At 57.7% G+C, this 17,271-nt stretch carries 11 protein-coding genes; 2 read left to right on the forward strand and 9 right to left on the reverse strand.

Annotation, left to right across the window (positions count from 1 at the left end; all coding sequences use genetic code 11):
• Positions 1-463: 463 nt before the first annotated feature.
• The 9 genes from guaB to KOE80_RS18490 all read right to left on the reverse strand — a co-directional run bounded on the left by guaB (position 464) and on the right by KOE80_RS18490 (position 14,306).
• A complete protein-coding gene (gene guaB, locus KOE80_RS18450) occupies positions 464-1,924 on the reverse strand; it encodes an IMP dehydrogenase (protein ID WP_009457979.1) in 1,461 nt (486 codons plus the stop codon).
• A gap of 43 nt (positions 1,925-1,967) precedes the next feature.
• Positions 1,968-6,029, reverse strand: a complete 4,062-nt coding sequence (gene purL, locus KOE80_RS18455) for a phosphoribosylformylglycinamidine synthase (RefSeq protein ID WP_226349690.1) — start codon at positions 6,027-6,029, stop codon at positions 1,968-1,970.
• Positions 6,030-6,264: 235 nt separating this feature from the next.
• Positions 6,265-6,858, reverse strand: a complete 594-nt coding sequence (gene greB, locus KOE80_RS18460; RefSeq protein ID WP_009457980.1) for a transcription elongation factor GreB — start codon at positions 6,856-6,858, stop codon at positions 6,265-6,267.
• A gap of 17 nt (positions 6,859-6,875) precedes the next feature.
• Complete coding sequence (locus tag KOE80_RS18465) at positions 6,876-7,724, reverse strand: 3',5'-nucleoside bisphosphate phosphatase (RefSeq protein ID WP_226349691.1); 849 nt, start codon at positions 7,722-7,724, stop codon at positions 6,876-6,878.
• Between the two features lie 6 nt (positions 7,725-7,730).
• On the reverse strand, positions 7,731-8,627 hold the full coding sequence (locus tag KOE80_RS18470; RefSeq protein WP_115635153.1) for an alpha/beta fold hydrolase: 897 nt from the start codon (positions 8,625-8,627) through the stop codon (positions 7,731-7,733).
• A 121-nt stretch (positions 8,628-8,748) separates the two neighbouring features.
• Positions 8,749-11,217: a DNA internalization-related competence protein ComEC/Rec2 gene (locus tag KOE80_RS18475; protein WP_226349692.1), complete on the reverse strand. Its 2,469-nt coding sequence runs from the start codon at positions 11,215-11,217 to the stop codon at positions 8,749-8,751.
• Between the two features lie 200 nt (positions 11,218-11,417).
• Positions 11,418-12,251 carry a TatD family hydrolase gene (locus KOE80_RS18480; protein ID WP_226349693.1) on the reverse strand — a complete coding sequence of 278 codons (834 nt, stop codon included), beginning with the start codon at positions 12,249-12,251 and terminating at the stop codon, positions 11,418-11,420.
• A 74-nt stretch (positions 12,252-12,325) separates the two neighbouring features.
• Positions 12,326-13,039, reverse strand: a complete 714-nt coding sequence (locus KOE80_RS18485; protein WP_009457989.1) for an ABC transporter ATP-binding protein — start codon at positions 13,037-13,039, stop codon at positions 12,326-12,328.
• Positions 13,032-14,306, reverse strand: a complete 1,275-nt coding sequence (locus tag KOE80_RS18490; protein ID WP_009457991.1) for a lipoprotein-releasing ABC transporter permease subunit — start codon at positions 14,304-14,306, stop codon at positions 13,032-13,034. Before KOE80_RS18490 ends, KOE80_RS18485 begins: the two co-directional genes overlap by 8 nt.
• Positions 14,307-14,348: 42 nt before the next feature.
• Between KOE80_RS18490 and KOE80_RS18495 the strand changes: the two genes are divergently transcribed.
• Both KOE80_RS18495 and recJ read left to right on the forward strand, forming a co-directional pair.
• Positions 14,349-15,296 (forward strand): hypothetical protein, encoded by a 948-nt coding sequence (locus tag KOE80_RS18495; protein WP_226349694.1) that lies wholly within the window; start codon positions 14,349-14,351, stop codon positions 15,294-15,296.
• Positions 15,278-17,002, forward strand: a complete 1,725-nt coding sequence (gene recJ, locus KOE80_RS18500; protein ID WP_226349695.1) for a single-stranded-DNA-specific exonuclease RecJ — start codon at positions 15,278-15,280, stop codon at positions 17,000-17,002. The genes KOE80_RS18495 and recJ overlap by 19 nt, the downstream gene beginning before the upstream one ends.
• Positions 17,003-17,271 lie beyond the last annotated feature (269 nt).

Raw genomic sequence — 17,271 nt, forward strand, 5'->3', positions numbered from 1 at the left:
GGGCGATCGGATATATAATCCGAAGCTATGTCTGCTGGATGTGTTGTGCTTGAGCCGGATGCGGTGAAAGTCGCAAGTCCGGTTCTTAGGGGGGAATGGTTCAGCAATGAACCGTTCCTACCCTCCAGCCTCTTGCGGCCTGAGTGGGGGCGTGGGGCGAGTCAGACTGCTTGCCGCGGGCGGTGTCGGGATACGGGATGCAAGCACTCTGCTGTTTGAACCCGACGCTTGTGATTGGTCCGGGGGACCAATCACCGGGTGAGTTCAGAGTGCGCCCGTATCTCGACACCGCCAAGGGCACCGGTGCGCAGCACCGGCAAGCGGTCCACCCCACGCCCCCACTCAGGCCGCAAGAGGCGTCTATCCTGAGACTACCCCCTACCCCACAACACAAAGGCGATACACAAAAAAAACCGCCAACCCAAAGGCTGGCGGTTTCTGGCATGCAAGAGACTGGCTAAGATCAGTCAGCGCGGTAGTTCGGCGCTTCCTTGGTGATCTGTACGTCATGCACGTGAGACTCACGTACACCCGCAGCCGTAATTTCCACGAACTCGGCCTTGGCATGCAATTCCTCGATGGATTTGCAACCGCAGTAGCCCATGGAAGCACGGATGCCGCCAACCAATTGGTAAATAATGGCAATCACACTGCCCTTGTAAGGCACGCGGCCTTCAATACCTTCTGGAACCAGCTTGTCAGCGTTGTTCGAAGGATCCTGGAAGTAGCGATCAGCCGAACCATCGACCATGGCGCCCAAGCTACCCATACCGCGGTAGGACTTGTACGAACGGCCCTGGAACAGCACCACTTCACCAGGAGATTCTTCGGTACCAGCAAACATACCGCCCATCATGCAAGCGGAAGCGCCAGCGGCCAAAGCCTTGGACACATCGCCGGAGAAGCGGATACCGCCGTCAGCGATCAAAGGTACGCCTGTACCTTCCAATGCCTTGGCAACGTCAGCGATCGCTGTAATTTGAGGTACACCCACACCGGCTACGATACGAGTCGTACAAATAGAGCCAGGGCCAATACCGACCTTGACACAATCTGCACCGGCCTCGACCAGAGCGCGAGCGGCATCAGCGGTAGCAATGTTGCCACCAATAACCTGAATGCGAGGGAAATTTTTCTTGACCCAGCGAACGCGCTCGATAACACCACGGGAGTGACCGTGGGCAGTGTCCACCACCACCACGTCCACACCGGCTGCGGCCAGTTTCTCGACACGCTCTTCAGTACCATCACCCACACCGACCGCAGCGCCAACGCGCAATTGACCGTGGCTGTCTTTGCTGGCCAGAGGGTGCTCGGTGTTTTTGACAATATCCTTAACCGTTGCCAGACCACGCAGCTGGAACTGATCGTTAACGATCAGCACGCGCTCCAGACGGTGGCGGTGCATCAGGGCCTGAGCTTCGTCCAGCGTGGCGCCTTCGTGCATGGTGATCAGACGCTCTTGAGGCGTCATGACATCACGCAAAGGCAAATCCAGGCGGTCTTCAAAGCGCAGATCGCGGTTGGTAACAATACCCACCAGCTTGCCGGCTTCAACCACAGGCAGACCGGAAATACCGTGTTGACGCTGCAGGTTGATGGCATCGCGCACCTTCATGGTGGGCGTAACCGTAACCGGATCAATCACAATACCGAACTCGTGACGCTTCACACGTGCAACTTCACGTGCTTGAGCATCTGCCGTCAGGTTCTTGTGGATGATCCCGATACCGCCTTCCTGTGCCATGGCAATAGCCAGACGCGCTTCGGTTACCGTGTCCATGGCAGCCGAAACCAGCGGGATATTCAGGGTGATGTCCCGCGTAAAGCGGGTGAGCAAGGATGTATCGCGAGGCAGAACCTCGGAGTAAGCGGGAACCAACAACACATCGTCGAAGGTCAGTGCTTTCTTGATGAGACGCATGCTTTTATAACTCCGTCCAAAAATCGATTATACGCGTAAGCAATTACGCAATCCAGACCCGAGCGTTGCGAAACATCCGCATCCAGGGAGTAAATCCACCATTTGCCATCTGATCAGCACCCTGATCGGCGGCGCCCCACTGCTCTGGCGTCCAGGACATCATGACGTTACGAGTCACGCGTTCCGGGTGAGGCATCATGATGGTGAAGCGGCCATCTGCCGTGGTTACGCCGGTCAAACCGTAAGGGCTGCCGTTGGGGTTCAGCGGATACTGTTCGGTGCGCTGACCGCGATGATCCACAAAGTGAACCGCAGCGGCGACCTTGGACGCATCGCCTTGACGCTGGAAGTTGGCAAAGCCTTCACCGTGAGCCACGGCTACTGGCAGGCGCGTTCCTTCCATGCCCTTGAAGAACAAGGATGGCGAAGAGGCAATTTCCACACTGGAGAAACGAGCTTCGTATTTTTCCGACTGGTTACGGGTAAAGCGTGGCCAGAATTCTGCACCTGGAATCATGGGAGCCAGAGCGGCCATCATCTGGCAACCATTACAAATACCCAGACCGAAGGTGTCGCTGCGGCCGAAGAAAGCAGCAAACTGATCCGACAACTGGTTGTTGAAACGAATGGTCTTGGCCCAGCCTTCACCAGCGCCCAGAACGTCACCGTAGCTGAAACCACCCACAGCCACCATGCCCTGCATACCTTCCAGCGATGCGCGGCCCGACAGCAAGTCGGTCATGTGTACGTCAACGGCTTCGAAACCGGCCGTGTCAAAGGCCCAGGCCATTTCGACCTGGCTGTTGCAACCCTGTTCGCGCAAGATGGCAACGCGTGGGCGTTTGCCGGTAGCGATGAAGGGAGCAGCAATATCTTCTTGCGGGTTGAACATGACACGCGGCGAGATGCCTGGGTCTTGCACGTCTTCCCAGCGATCGAATTCAGCCTGTGCGCAAGCGGGGTTATCGCGACGCTCCATGATGCGGCGGCTAACTTCACTCCACTGTTGCGCCAGTTCCACACGAGGGGCTTGGTAAATGCAAGCACCATCACGATAGAACTCGACCTGATCAGTCTTGTTCAGACTACCAATCACATGGGAGTGAGCCGACAAACCTGCTTCACGCAGAGTTTGCATGACCTGATCACGCTGGGCCAATGGCACCTGGATAACAGCACCAGCCTCTTCGTTGAACAAGGCGCGCAAGGTGATTTCATCACGCTGCACGGAAACCTGTTCGGCACGAATCTTGTAATCGCCCCAATCGGCAGCATGAGGGTCGATGGTCAGCATGTCCAGGTTCACGGACACGCCGGTGTGACCGGCAAAGGCCATCTCGGCCACGGTCGCGGCCAGACCACCGTCGGAACGGTCGTGGTAGGCCAGGATCAGATCCTGGTCGGCCAATTGGCGAATCACCTTCACAAAAGCCAGCATGGCTTCGGCGTCCTGCATATCGGGCACGGACTGGCCAACCTGATTGAAAGCGTGAGCCAACACAGAAGCGCCCATACGCTGTTTGCCCTGCCCCAGATCAATCAAGACCAGAGCGGTATCGCCCACATTGGTTTGCAGTTGGGGGGTCAAGGTGCGGCGCACATCCGCCACTTGAGCAAAAGCGGTCACCACCAGGGAAACTGGCGAAATCACCTGACGGGACTCACCGTCCTGCTCCCAGCTGGTACGCATGGACAGGGAGTCCTTGCCCACCGGAATGGACAGGCCCAGGCTCTGGCACCACTGGCTAACAGCCTGAACCGTGTCGAACAAGGCAGCGTCCTGGCCATCCACGCCGCAAGCGGCCATCCAGTTGGCGGACAATTTGACGTCTTTCAGGTCACGCACATCGCTGGCGACCAGGTTGGTCAGGGCTTCAGCCACAGCCATACGGCCGGAGGCAGCAGCGTCGATCATGGCGCTAGGGCTACGCTCGCCCATGGACATGGCTTCGCCACGTACGCCTTCAAAGTCAGCCAGGGTCACGGCGCAGTCGGCCACAGGCACTTGCCATGGGCCAACCATCTGATCGCGACTGCACAGGCCACCCACGCTACGGTCACCAATGCTGATCAGGAAAGTCTTGTTGGCCACGGTGGGGTGACGCAGCACCCGATGCATGGCTTCGGTCAACGGAATAACGGTCAGGTCCAGCGGTTCGGCCACGCCGTCCAGACGCTTGACGTCGCGTTCCATGCGGGGGGCTTTACCCAGAATCACATCCATAGGCACGTCAACAGGACGCTCCTCGATGCTCTTGGGGGTGTGCACTTCGTCCACGCCAGGCAGGCCTTCGCCGAAAGTCACGCGCAATTGGCGCTCTTCAGTCGCCACACCCACGACGGCAAAGGGGCAGCGCTCGCGCTGAGCAATGCGCTCAAAACGCGGCAGATCCTTGGGCAAAATGGCCAGGACGTAACGCTCCTGGGATTCGTTGGACCAGATTTCAGCAGGCGACAGACCCGACTCTTCCAGAGGAACGCGAGTCAGTTCAAAAATAGCGCCACGCTCGGCATCGTTCACCAGTTCCGGGAATGCGTTGGATAGACCACCCGCCCCCACGTCGTGGATGGCAATAATGGGGTTATTCTCGCCCTGCTGCCAGCAGCGGTCGATCACTTCCTGGGCACGGCGTTCCATCTCCGGGTTACCACGCTGCACGGAGTCAAAGTCCAGTTCGGCGCGGTTGGCCCCCACGCCCATACTGGACGCAGCACCACCACCCATACCAATACGCATACCAGGACCACCCAGCTGAATCAGCAAGGCGCCCACTGGCAGAGGATCTTTGTGAGTCAGGCGATCGTCAATCGAACCCAGACCACCGGCAATCATGATGGGCTTGTGGTAGCCCCAGCGCTGATCGCCAGCCGTTTGTTCAAAAGTACGGAAGTAACCCAGCAGGTTGGGACGACCAAATTCGTTATTGAAGGCAGCACCACCAATCGGGCCTTCAATCATGATGTCCAGGGGGCTGGCGATACGGTCAGGAATACCGTGGGAGTCTTTTTCCCAGGGTTCCATTTGCTCAGGGAAGCACAGATTGGACACGGTAAAACCGGTCAAACCCGCTTTGGGCTTGGAACCACGGCCTGTTGCGCCTTCGTCGCGAATCTCGCCACCGGCACCGGTAGATGCACCGGGGAAAGGAGCAATTGCAGTTGGGTGGTTATGAGTTTCCACCTTCATCAAGGTGTGAACCAGTGCTTCGTGGCGCTGATACACAGGCTCGTTGGCCTGATCATCAATACCGGCATGGAACAGAGTAGCGGGGCCGCCCGTCATGATGGCGGCGTTATCCGCATAAGCCACCACAGTGTTTTCAGGTTGAGCCGCGTGGGTTTCGCGAATCATGCCAAACAAGGTCTTGCCCTGGTTTTGACCGTCAATTACCCACTGTGCGTTAAAAATCTTGTGACGACAGTGTTCGCTATTGGCTTGCGCGAACATCATCAATTCCACATCGTGCGGGTTACGACCCAGACGCGTGAAGGCATCCATCAGGTATTCAATTTCGTCCTCGGACAGCGCCAGACCCATTTCCTCGTTGGCCTGCTTCAAGGTCGCCACGCCACCGCCCAGAACATCCACGGTCTGGATGGGCTTGCCTTCCAGTTGGGTGAACAGCGCCTGACCGTCAAACTCCAAACCAACAACAGTTTCGGTCATGCGGTCGTGCAGCAAGGCAGCCAGTTGCTCCAGCTGAGCCTGATCCAGTTCCTTGGCACCCAGCAAGCCACGCTTGGGGGTGATGATGTAACGCACGCCACGCTCGATACGACGTACCGCTTGCAAGCCACAGTTATGAGCGATGTCAGTCGCTTTACTGGCCCAGGGCGACACGGTACCCAAACGAGGAATGACACGCAGAACCAAGGCGCCTTTAGGCGGCTGAGGGTCCAGCGCAGGCAGACCATCGTCCAGCAGGTCGCTGAGGTGCTGACGCGCACTGGCATCCAGGCCGGACTCTTCAGTCCAGACATAGTATTCGTGCAAGGCAAGAATGTCGGCAACAGGCAGTTGACGCTGCTCGACACGCTCTAGCAAACGCTCACGACGAAATGCGGAGAGCACGGACGAACCGGGAAAGTACAGGATTTGGCTCACGATACGGGAGGGGCAAAAAAGGTGGGAGAAATAGAAAACACGCCATTTTAACCGGAAGCGACACAAGAGGTCACATCGGTAAATGGCGTGCACAAAAAGGGAAAATTCAGTTCAAACAACGGGGCCGCAACAAGCGGGGCTGGAGACACAGCAAACCCGGCAAGCTCGACAAGACGTCTTGAGGGGCCGGAGCGATTGGCGCCCCGTAATCTCCAATACGGACCCGGTACGGCGTTCAAATCGGGCTGTCTCCATCCAGATCAGGAGCTGGTGCGGGTTCAGGATAGGACACTTCCAGAATATCCAGCTCTTCCTTGCCGGCGGGGGTGCGCAGCACCACGGTGTCGCCTTCACGCGCCTTGATCAGGGCCCGGGCCACCGGCGAAATCCAGCTGATACGGCCCTGCAAAGGCTCGGCCTCGTCCACGCCCACAATGGTGATGGTGAACTCTTCACCCTGGCTGTCGCTATAAACAACGGTTGCACCAAAGAACACCTGATCGGGATTGGGCTGCAAGCCGGGATCGACCACTTCGGCAATTTCCAGACGCTTGGTCAGGAAGCGGATACGGCGGTCGATTTCCCGCAGGCGTTTTTTACCGTACAGATAATCGCCGTTCTCGGAGCGATCACCATTGGATGCCGCCCAGGAGACGATCTGCACCACCTCGGGACGTTCCTTGTTCATCAAATGGCTCAGTTCGCCACGCAAACGGCGATACCCCAGGACCGTCATGTAATTCTTGGTCCCACTGGGTAGCGCACTGGCCGGGGCGTCCAGATCGTCGTCATCGTCCTGATCGGACTCTTTCACAAAGGCTTTATTCATCGTTTTCAAGGCTCCTGCTAGAGCCACTCCTGCCAAACGGGTTTCAATCCAGAGGGCAAAGGCGGTAAACCGCCTAAATCAACACGCCCTTCGCTGGGACCATGAAAATCCGAACCACAGGACACTTCAAAACCATAGCTGCGTGCTACCTGGGTATACACGCTGTATTCCTGCGGAGTATGACTGCCTGTCAGCACTTCAATACCTACGCCACCCAGTTCCAGAAACTGGGTGTACAAGGCATGGCTGCGGGTGCCATCCAATTCATAACGTCCGGGGTGGGCAATAATGGCCTTGCCGCCGGATTCACGTATCCAGCCCACCGCCTCTTCCAGGCTGGCCCAGACGGTTTCCACGGCAGCAGGCTTGCCATCCGCCAAGTAGCGGCGAAAGGCCTCATTCATATCAACGCAGTAACCTTGCTGCACCAGAAACCGCGCAAAGTGCGTGCGGCTGATCAGTTCAGGATTGGCAGCAAATGGAACTGCACCTTCATAGGCATTGGGAAAGCCCAGTTTTTCCAAGCGGTCACCCATTTGACGGGCGCGCTGCTCGCGGCCAGCACGCACATCATGCAGCGCCTTTTGCAAGGCAGGATGGTTCGGGTCCACGCCCAGGCCCACAATGTGGATAGTCTTATTCGCCCAAGTGACGGAGATTTCTACCCCGTCCACAAAGCGTATGCCCAGATCCTCGGCATAGTGCCGGGCCAATTTCAAGCCACCAATTTCGTCATGATCCGTCAGGGCCCACAGTTTCACACCGTTAGCATGCGCACGCGCGGCGAGTTCCGCGGGGCTGAGCACACCATCTGAATAGATGGAATGGCAATGCAAATCAACGGGCAAGCGGGCCTGAACACTCATAAGGGGCTATCCAGCTAGAAAGTAGTCGATGTGGTCGATTTGCTCGGCATTGCGCAGCATGGGCGCATGTCCCACATTGGGAATAGTCACCAGTTGCGAATTGGGATTGCGTTGCAACATTTCCTGGGCCGCTTCTGGCTTCAAGAGATCGGACTCTTGACCGCGCACGATCAGCACCTTATCCGGCAAACCCTCATAGGCGCCCCACAACAAGGCCTGTGCCGCTTGCAAGTCCACATCCGCTTGCTGAGCAAAGGCTTGCGACAAGCGCAAATCGTAATGGCGACGCCATTTACCTTCATGTTCCACAAAGACGTGGCGGGACATATCGGCCCATTCTTCAGCGGAATGCTCTCCGAAGGAAGCCGAGACGGAACGTACATACTCCACCGCCTGCTCGAAGGTATCAAACAGCACGGACTGCCCAACGTATTCACTGATGCGTTGCAGCCCTGTCATATCCAGCGCCGGGCCTACATCGTTCAGAACGACTCGACCCAAAGGCAGTTGCAAGGGCTCGACACCCAGACCTGGTCCGGGGCGAGCCGGACGCAGCAAGGCTGACATGGCTTGCGCGCCTTGCAAACCCAAGGCAATCAAACCGCCCATGGATGTACCCACCCAATCCAGCCGTGCCGGCTGCAATCGGGCAATCAATACCAACATGTCGGCAACGTATTGAGGAATGGCGTAAGCGGCTGGATCAATCAGCCAATCAGAGCGGCCACGTCCCACAACATCGGGGGCTACCACACGGTAGCGTTCGGACAGGCGCTGAGCCAATTGATCAAAATCCCGGCCAGTACGTGTCAAACCATGCACGCACATCAAGACCTGATCGTTACCGGGATCGCCCCACTCCCAGTACGCCATGCGGTGCGTACCGGAGGCACTGGCACACATAACCCAATTAAGGCGCGGCTCCTGAAGATCAGTTGTCATGAACGCTCAGACCAGAATTTGACAGATAAAGGACTATTGTAGCCCAGCCCGAGGGCTTTACTATGCCGTTTCTGTCCTGCCGTCAGGGCGGTGCTGGGGACTGCCAGTAGCGGGCGTGACGATCACGCTCGCCAAAGTAATACAGGGCCGAAGGACGCGACTCCACAGTCAAAGCGCCCCAATGATCGGTACGCAGGAATAAAGCGCCGGAGCGTTCCCAACGCGTTTGCACCTGCGCATGTGGATGCCCAAAGCGATTCCACCATCCTAGTTGAGCAATCGCCAACCCCGCTTGCATGTGTTTCACAAAATGCGCCCCCGAGGAGGTCCGGGAACCGTGATGCCCGACTACAACGACATCAACAGGCCCCAAACCCGCCGCCACAAGGGCTTGCTCCTGCGCCACACCGGCATCGCCCAAAAGCAAGGCGCTGTGTCGGGCACCTCGAATTTCCAGCACACAGCTGATGGCATTCTTATCTTCCTCACTGCCATAGGCGGCCTTGAATCTGGCTTCATCCGCAGGGGGCCACCAGAACCGGAAACGTACGCCGTCTACCTCCCAGTGCACATCCTGCTCACAGCGCAGGGCCTGCTCCGGGCGAACAGTGGAGCCAGCAGGCACAGCCAGCAAACGCTCCTCCCGATTCAGATGCGCGTCCAGATCAAAGCTGCTATAGGAGCGGCTAACCGGTACCGCCTGCAATACGCTGCGCGTCCCGCCCACATGGTCCATATCGGCATGAGACAACACCAAGGTATCGATCCGCCCTATTCCCTTGGCTTTCAACCAGGGGGCAATGCTGCGTTTGCCTTCATCGGAATCAGGGCCGTAGCGGTTTCCCACGTCAAACAGCAACACCTGACTGCGTGTACGCAGCACCACCGCACTGCCCTGGCCTATATCCAGGGCAAACAAGTCCCAGTCCCCTTCCTGCAATAAAGAAGGTCGCAAAGCCAAGGCGGGCACCAACAGAGACAGGCCGCTCAAGCGGGACACAAAGCCTTTGGGCAAAAGTAATAGCAGTACCCCCAGCAAAGCCAGAACTGTCCAAGCCCAGTGCTGGGCAGGCACTGGCACACTGGCAAGGCTGCGCTCCGCCAGCCAGATCGTAGGCTGCATGGTGAAATCCAATACAGCATGAGCAAGATTGGCGACAGACTCGCACCAGCTTGGCGGAGCCTGTAGCGCCGCCAAAATCAACAAGAGCAGCACCAGCGGCGTCACAACTGAGCCGATCAAGGTGATGGCATACGCATTCGCGGGCAAGGAGGCCAAGGATATTTCATGGAACAAGGGGGCCAGTGCGGGCAACAAGGCCAAGGTAATCAGCACCTGCAACTGAGTCGCAAACCAGATCCGCCGCCCCCAGCGCTGCCACCAGGAGCCTGGCTGCGGCACCTGCCCCATCAAAGCGCCAAACGCGAACAAGACCGAAACGGCGGCGAAAGATAGATAAAAGCCGGTGGTCAGCCCCGCCCATGGATCATGCAAAACCACAAACAGAGCTGCAATCAGCAAAGTCCGGCTGGCTCCCAAATGTAAACCCCGAATACGGCAGACACCCAGCACCAGCAACATCAAAAAAGTACGCTGGGCAGGAACACCCCAGCCTGCGATGACGCAGTAAGCACCCGCCCCGGCAATACCTACCCAGGTCGCAGCAACCTGAGCAGGAACTTGTTCGGCCAATACCCAGCGCCCCCAACGAACACGTCGCCAACACCAGGACACTAAGGCAGCCAACAACACGGCCAGGAACGTAACGTGCGTGCCGCTTATCGACACCAAGTGCGTCAGGCCACTGCGGTTAAAGATCAGCCAATCCGGTGCCGCGATACTGGCCTGATCTCCCAAAGACAAAGCCAGCATCACCCCGCCCCAGCGTTGTTCTTGTACGTAGGGCATCAGGACGTTGCGCAAAGGATGGCGTAGACGCTCCGTCCATGTGAACCAGGACTGCGCCGGATCGAAGTCCAATCGTTGTGGCTGACCCCGCACACTGCCCACAGCCCGCCAGCCTTGAGTCATGGCATGACGTTCTGCGTCAAAGCCATGAGGGTTACGGGCTCCTTGAGGTGGACGCATCAATAAAGACATGCGCCAGCGCTGACCGGGCATCAGCTCGGGGAAGCTTTGTACAGACGGCTCACGGTACAAGGAGCGATGGCCTTGAGCCGCATTCCAGCGAACCAGAATCTGCTCGGGCAAACCGGGCGGCTGGGAGTTCAGGACGCGTGCCTGAAACTGTCTGTAATTCGGCCCTGCCTGTACCAAGGACTGGATTTCCAGCTCTACCCGACTGACTTTATTGATGTCAGTGACCGGGACGGATTGAGCCAGCCGGCCCTGTATATGCCAAATGCTGTAGCTGGCTCCCAAGCAGGCAAAGACCAGAACATAAGCAAAAGAAAAACGCTGCGCCAGCAAGATGCTCACAACCACAGCACCCAGCCACGGCCAAACAGGCAAGGCCAGATACGAAGGCTTCAGGAAATGGGTGAATGTGGCTGCGGCCACAAAAGCGGCTAAACACGCACGCCCTGTCATGTGCTCTGCCCTGCCATCGTGATCTCCACGCAAATCTATAGCGTAGAGTTCAGGCGTGCCTCAAAGGGTCGAAACAAGGACACTTTGCTCATATCGGCTTGTACCGATAGGCAAAACGCGCCTCTTACCTGACAGATAAACCAGGAGTGAAAGCCCAGTGAAAAAGCAGTTCTGGCAACATCAAAAAGCCTGCCCCCAGCCTAATACCCCTGGCTAGACAAAAACGCATCCAGCCTTGGCAAGACTCGTCGTGCCGTGGCCCCGGTCTGGCGAATGACATCAGCCACGTCCATCCCCCGCAGCTCCGCAAGACTCTCCGCGACTCCTTTCACCTCAGCCGGCTCATTGCGAACCGATGCCAAGGGAGTCCCCGGCTCCACCAACCAGGACGGCGCCAAATCCGGCGCATCGGTCTCCAGCACAATATCATCAAGACTCATATCCTGCGCCAGACGGCGAATCTGCTTGGCTCGGCCAAAGGTCATGGCCCCACCAAAACCCAGCGCACAGCCTTGGCGTACGAACATCTGCGCCTGCTGCTCACTACCGTTAAAAGCATGGGCGATTCCGCCTACTCCCGGAAACTGCCGCAGATATTTCAGTACCCGGTCTTGAGAGCGACGCACATGCAGGAGTACAGGCAAGCCATAGCGTTGCGCCATGGCCAATTGAGCTTCATACAGCCATTCCTGATGACGACTAGCCTCTTCGGTTTTCAGCTCTGGCACAAAGTAATCCAGACCGATTTCACCCAAGGCGACAAAACGCGGGTCGTCCAGACGCAGCTGGATTTCCTGCTCCAGGGCTTCCAGATCTACTGCCCCCGCTTCAGGAGTAAACAGGGGGTGAATCCCCAGCGCATACACGCCCCCGGGTGCTGCCATCGCGGTCTCACGGGCAGTTTGAAAGTCAAATACACCTACGGACGGCACCACAATCGAACGTACACCCGCCACGCGGGCACGCTCAATCACCTGCTCTCGGTCTTGAGCAAATTCGGGAGCATCCAGATGACAATGCGTATCGATAAGCATAACGAGACTCCCCACAAACCTCAGCCCCTCAAAGGGAAGGACGCGGTATGACAGCCCCACGCCCCTGCCAGGTATTAGACCCGGCGCTCGGACCTGATTTCCTGGGTCAGATAGCCCTTGTCCATGACCAGCTGACGATGGGCCAGGGAGGCCAGGGCCTGGTCATGGGTCACGATGACAAAAGCCGTGCCGAACTCTTCATTGACCCGGCTTAACAGTTCAAACATGCCTTCAGCGGTATAGCGGTCCAGATTACCCGTAGGCTCGTCCGCCAGCACGCAGGCAGGTCGTGTGACCAAAGCACGCGCCAAGGCCACTCGCTGACGCTCGCCCCCAGACAACTGACCCGGATAGTGATGCACGCGCTGGGACAAACCCACTTGTTCCAGAACCTGCTGAGCCTGCTCGCGCGCCTCTGGACGCTTCATGCGACGCACGATCAAGGGCATGGCCACATTGTCCAGCGCATCAAACTCAGGCAGCAAATGGTGGAACTGGTACACAAAGCCCAGCACCTTGTTGCGCAGCTGACTGCGTTCGCTTTCATTCAGACTCTCTGTCTGGGTGCCGTTAACCTCGATGCTGCCTGTATCAGGCTTATCCAGCAGGCCCAAAGCGTGCAGCAAGGTACTTTTACCCGAGCCGGAAGCGCCGATAATAGCCACCATCTCGCCACGACACACTTCCAGATTCACCCCGGAAAGCACTTGAATGCTGTTGCCACCTTCCTCGTAGTGGACGCTGACATCGCGCGCGCGCAGCACGGTTGGAGCGATAAGATCAGTCATGACGCAGCACCTGTGCAGGTTGAAGCTTGGAAGCACGCCAGCTTGGGTACAGCGTGGCCAGGAAGGACAAAACCAGCGAGACGATAGCAATCAGCACAATGTCATAGACCTGCGGATTGGAAGGCAATTCGCTGATGAAGTAAATCTGCTGAGGCAGGAATTTACGACCCATCAGGTTTTCAATAAAGGGCACGATCACGTCGATATTGTAGGCAATCAAGGTACCCAAACCGACGCCCAGCAAGGTACCCACAACGCCAATCAAAGCACCTTGCACCAGGAAAATACGGGCAATCTCGCTGGGGGTGGCACCAATAGTGCGCAGAATCGCAATATCCGACTGCTTGTCTTTCACGGCCATCACCAAGGAAGACAGCAGGTTGAAAGCCGCCACGGCCACAATCAAGGCCAGAATCAGAAACATCATGCGTTTTTCGGTTTGCACAGCGGCAAACCAGGTACGGTTATTAGCTGTCCAGTCCGACACCAGCACGTTGCGCGGCATTTTGCTGGCCAACTCCTGAGCCACCATGGGGGCCTGCTGCATATCTTTAATACGCAGACGCACACCACTATTGCCACTGTCGCGGAAAATCTTGGAAGCATCATCCACGTTCACAAAAGCCAGGCTGGCATCGTATTCGTAATAGCCGGAGGAAAACACGCCGGTTACCGTGAACTGGCGCATGCGTGGTGAAAAACCGGCTGGCGAGATCGAGCCTTGCGGGGCCATCAGCATGATCGTATCGCCCGTGCTGACACGCAATTGATTGGCCAACTGCTCGCCCAGCACAATCCCGAAAGTGCCTGGCTGCAGATTTTCCAGTCGGCCCATGACCATTTGCTGGGCCAGCTCGGACACCTTGCTTTCCTGATCAGGCTCAATGCCACGTACCTGCACGCCCATCAATTGATTACTGCGCACCAACATGCCCTGACCGGCCACATAGGGGGCCGAGCCCACCACCGCCGGATTGGTCTGGGCTTTTTGGGCCAGCGACTTCCATTCATTCAGGACTTGCTGATGATCGGCATTGCGCACAATCAGTTCAATATGCGGCAAGACCGACAGCATGCGATCACGCACCTGGGTCTGAAAGCCGTTCATGACAGACAGCACGACAATCAGCGCGGCTACCCCCAGGGCAATCCCCGCCATCGAGCTGCCCGCAATAAAGGAGACGAAACGGTCTTTTCGTCCCCCACGCCGTTTGCGGCCCTTGGCCAGGCCGGCATACCGCGCTCCAATCCAAAATTCGTATCCCATCCGAGCTGCTATCGCCTCAAAGAAAACACTACAATCGCTGTCATGCAGATCGTAATCAACGGTGCGCTGCCGGAACCGGCTATCGCGCGCGAACTCATCAAACACTTGCCCCAGACGGCCCCTTCACTGGTTCAGTTACTGACTCAGGGCAAAGGCACGCTGTCGGTACGCGACCCGTCCGAGGACCTGTGCACGCCAGCACAAGCCTGGCTTTTGCAAGCCCACGGGTTTACGGCGCACCAAGCCCAGCATCTTAGCGCAGGTCTGGCCCCTTTGCGGCTACGCCAGTTGAAACAAATCCACTCGGTGGCACCTGAAGAAGCTGTCTGGCTGGCAGAGCTGGTGCACATTGCCCCCTCTCGCGAGGGCGCCATGCTGATACCCAGCGAGCAACTGGCCTTGACTGAGTCCTATAGCCGCGCCTTGCTGGAGGCCATTCGCCCTTATCTGGACGACACCGGCTTTCAATTCGAGTACATCAGCCCGGCCTTGTGGCGTGTCACTCCACCAGCTGATTTTACGGTGCAAGCGGCCTCCACAGAACTGGTCAGCCAAAGCAATTTGAATAATTGGTGGACACAGGATGTGCAAACCCGCCCCTGGCGTCGTCTTATCAATGAATTTCAAATGCTGGCCTTTTCCCTGCCGGACAATCAGGAGCGCGAACAGGCGGGTCTGCCCAATGTGAACAGCTTGTGGCTGTTTGGCGGAGCGTCCTGTCAGCAATTAGGCCCCGAGCCCGCCGGGCTGCGCATTATTGATGATTTGCAAGACAGCCTGATACGTCAAGACTGGGGGCTTTGGCTACCACAACTGGCCGAGCTGGATCGTACCGTGCTCGCCCCCTTGGCCGCAGGGCCCATGCCAGAACTGGTGCTGACCGGACTGGACCGCTATGCTCACGTCGGTCCTGCCTCGCGCCGCATCTGGCCCTTGTCCCTGTTCAAACAAACCTCTAACTGGAGTCAGTGGTGGTCACCCCTATCCTGAAAAACCGTCCCGCTCAAGAAGCCGCCAGCCACGCCCTGAAACAGGCCGGGATTCACGATTTAATGGCCCGTCTGCTGGCCTCCCGGGGTGTAACCGATGCCGCCCAGATCGATCCGGCCTGGCGCAACATGATTCCGCCCAATATGCTGACCCAGGCTCGTGAAGCCGCCGTCTTGCTGGCCGATGCCATTGCCCGCCGGGACCGCATGCTGATCATTGCCGACTACGACTGTGACGGCGCTACCGCCTGTGCAGTCGGCCTGCGTGCGCTGCGCAGCATGGGGGCAGTCGTGGACTTTCTGGTTCCGAACCGCTTTGAAACCGGCTATGGCCTGTCACCCGCCGTGGTCGAACTGGCAGAGCAACATCCCTCGGGCAAACCGGATCTGCTGATTACCGTGGATAACGGCATTGCCAGTATTGATGGTGTGGAAGCCGCTCATATGGCGGGCATGAAAGTACTGGTGACAGACCACCACCTGCCCGGCGATGAGTTGCCCGATGCCCTGGCGATTGTGAACCCCAATCAGCCCGGCTGTGAGTTCCCCTCCAAGAACCTGGCCGGTGTGGGCGTTATTTTTTACCTGATGCTGGCTTTGCGTGCCGAGCTGCGTCAGCGCGGGGTATATGAGGCCAATGCAGGCCCACGCCTGAACGAACTGGCCGATCTGGTCGCCCTGGGGACCGTGGCCGACGTAGTCAGCCTGGATGCCAATAACCGCCTGATCGTCACCCAAGGGCTGGAGCGCATGCGCAAGGGCCAGATGCAGGCTGGGCTGCGCGCCCTGTTCCAGGTTGCTGGCCGTGACCCGCGGCAGGCCAGCGCCTTTGATCTGGGTTTTGCCCTGGGGCCACGCATCAACGCCGCCGGTCGACTGGCCGATATGGCCTTGGGCATACGCTGCCTGATCACGGATGACGAAGACGAGGCCGCTAATTTGGCTCGCGAACTGGAGGACATGAACCAGGATCGCCGCTCGATTGAGCAATCCATGCGCGAAGAGGCCCTGCGCGCAGCCGAACTGGCCGAACCGGACACCAGCGCCACTGTGTGCGTGTTCCACCCCGAATGGCACCAGGGCGTGGTTGGCCTGGTCGCCTCGCGTTTGAAAGAAAAGTACTGGCGTCCTACCCTGGCGTTTGCACAAGGTGACGAAGGCGAGATCAAAGGTTCGGGCCGCTCCATCCCCGACGTCCACCTGCGCGATGCGCTGGATCTGGTCTCCAAACGCTACCCCGGCCTGATTCTGAAGTTTGGTGGCCACGCCATGGCAGCTGGCCTGACAATCGAAGAAGATAATTACGATGTGTTTGTGCAAGCTTTTGAAGAAGCCGTGCAGGAACTGACAGGCCGCTTCCAGTTTGATCCTGTCATCGAAACGGACGGTTCGCTGGAGCCCGAGCACATCAATATTACGGTGGCCGGCATGCTACAAAAACAAGTCTGGGGCGCAGGTTTTCCAGCACCAGTATTCCATGACCGATTCTTTGTGCGCCAGCAGCGCTTACTGAAAAACAAGCATCTGAAATTGAGTCTGGAGCGTAACGGCGAATACTTCGATGCCATTTGGTTCAATCGCGATACCTTGCTGTCCGAGCATATCGAAGCCGCTTATCGCTTGGACCAGAACGAATGGAATGGAAACGTCAGCGTGCAATTCATTATTGAATTTGCCCAGGACTGCCCCAACGATCCATCCCGCTGACCGAACCCAAGCACTGCCCTTCCCAATAACATATCCGTGACCGCTATCCCTCGCTCATCACACACAAACAGGGGTAGCGCACTCACGATGGGAGAATACGAGGCAAACCTACGCAGAATCAGCACTGCCCTCAACAATGATGCGCCCCATTCGGATAAAACCCTTAGCCTGCCAGGGTGCCTGGGGCATATCTCGTTTGAGCTGAACCAATAAAGAGCGCTCGAAAAGGGCTGCTGTTCTGGTCCGCCTATGCACTGCCCAGCGTCAGA

Source organism: Alcaligenes sp. 13f, from assembly GCF_020496585.1.
GTDB lineage: Bacteria > Pseudomonadota > Gammaproteobacteria > Burkholderiales > Burkholderiaceae_B > Alcaligenes > Alcaligenes phenolicus.

Excerpts from the sequence above, each read along its gene's own strand:
- guaB (WP_009457979.1), bottom strand. The coding sequence starts at position 1,924 with ATGCGTCTCATCAAGAAAGCACTGACCTTCGACGATGTGTTGTTGGTT.
- greB (WP_009457980.1), bottom strand. The coding sequence starts at position 6,858 with ATGAATAAAGCCTTTGTGAAAGAGTCCGATCAGGACGATGACGACGAT.
- KOE80_RS18465 (WP_226349691.1), bottom strand. The coding sequence starts at position 7,724 with ATGAGTGTTCAGGCCCGCTTGCCCGTTGATTTGCATTGCCATTCCATC.
- KOE80_RS18470 (WP_115635153.1), bottom strand. The coding sequence starts at position 8,627 with ATGTGTGCCAGTGCCTCCGGTACGCACCGCATGGCGTACTGGGAGTGG.
- KOE80_RS18475 (WP_226349692.1), bottom strand. The coding sequence starts at position 11,217 with ATGACAGGGCGTGCGTGTTTAGCCGCTTTTGTGGCCGCAGCCACATTC.
- KOE80_RS18480 (WP_226349693.1), bottom strand. The coding sequence starts at position 12,251 with ATGCTTATCGATACGCATTGTCATCTGGATGCTCCCGAATTTGCTCAA.
- KOE80_RS18485 (WP_009457989.1), bottom strand. The coding sequence starts at position 13,039 with ATGACTGATCTTATCGCTCCAACCGTGCTGCGCGCGCGCGATGTCAGC.
- KOE80_RS18490 (WP_009457991.1), bottom strand. The coding sequence starts at position 14,306 with ATGGGATACGAATTTTGGATTGGAGCGCGGTATGCCGGCCTGGCCAAG.
- KOE80_RS18495 (WP_226349694.1), top strand. The coding sequence starts at position 14,349 with ATGCAGATCGTAATCAACGGTGCGCTGCCGGAACCGGCTATCGCGCGC.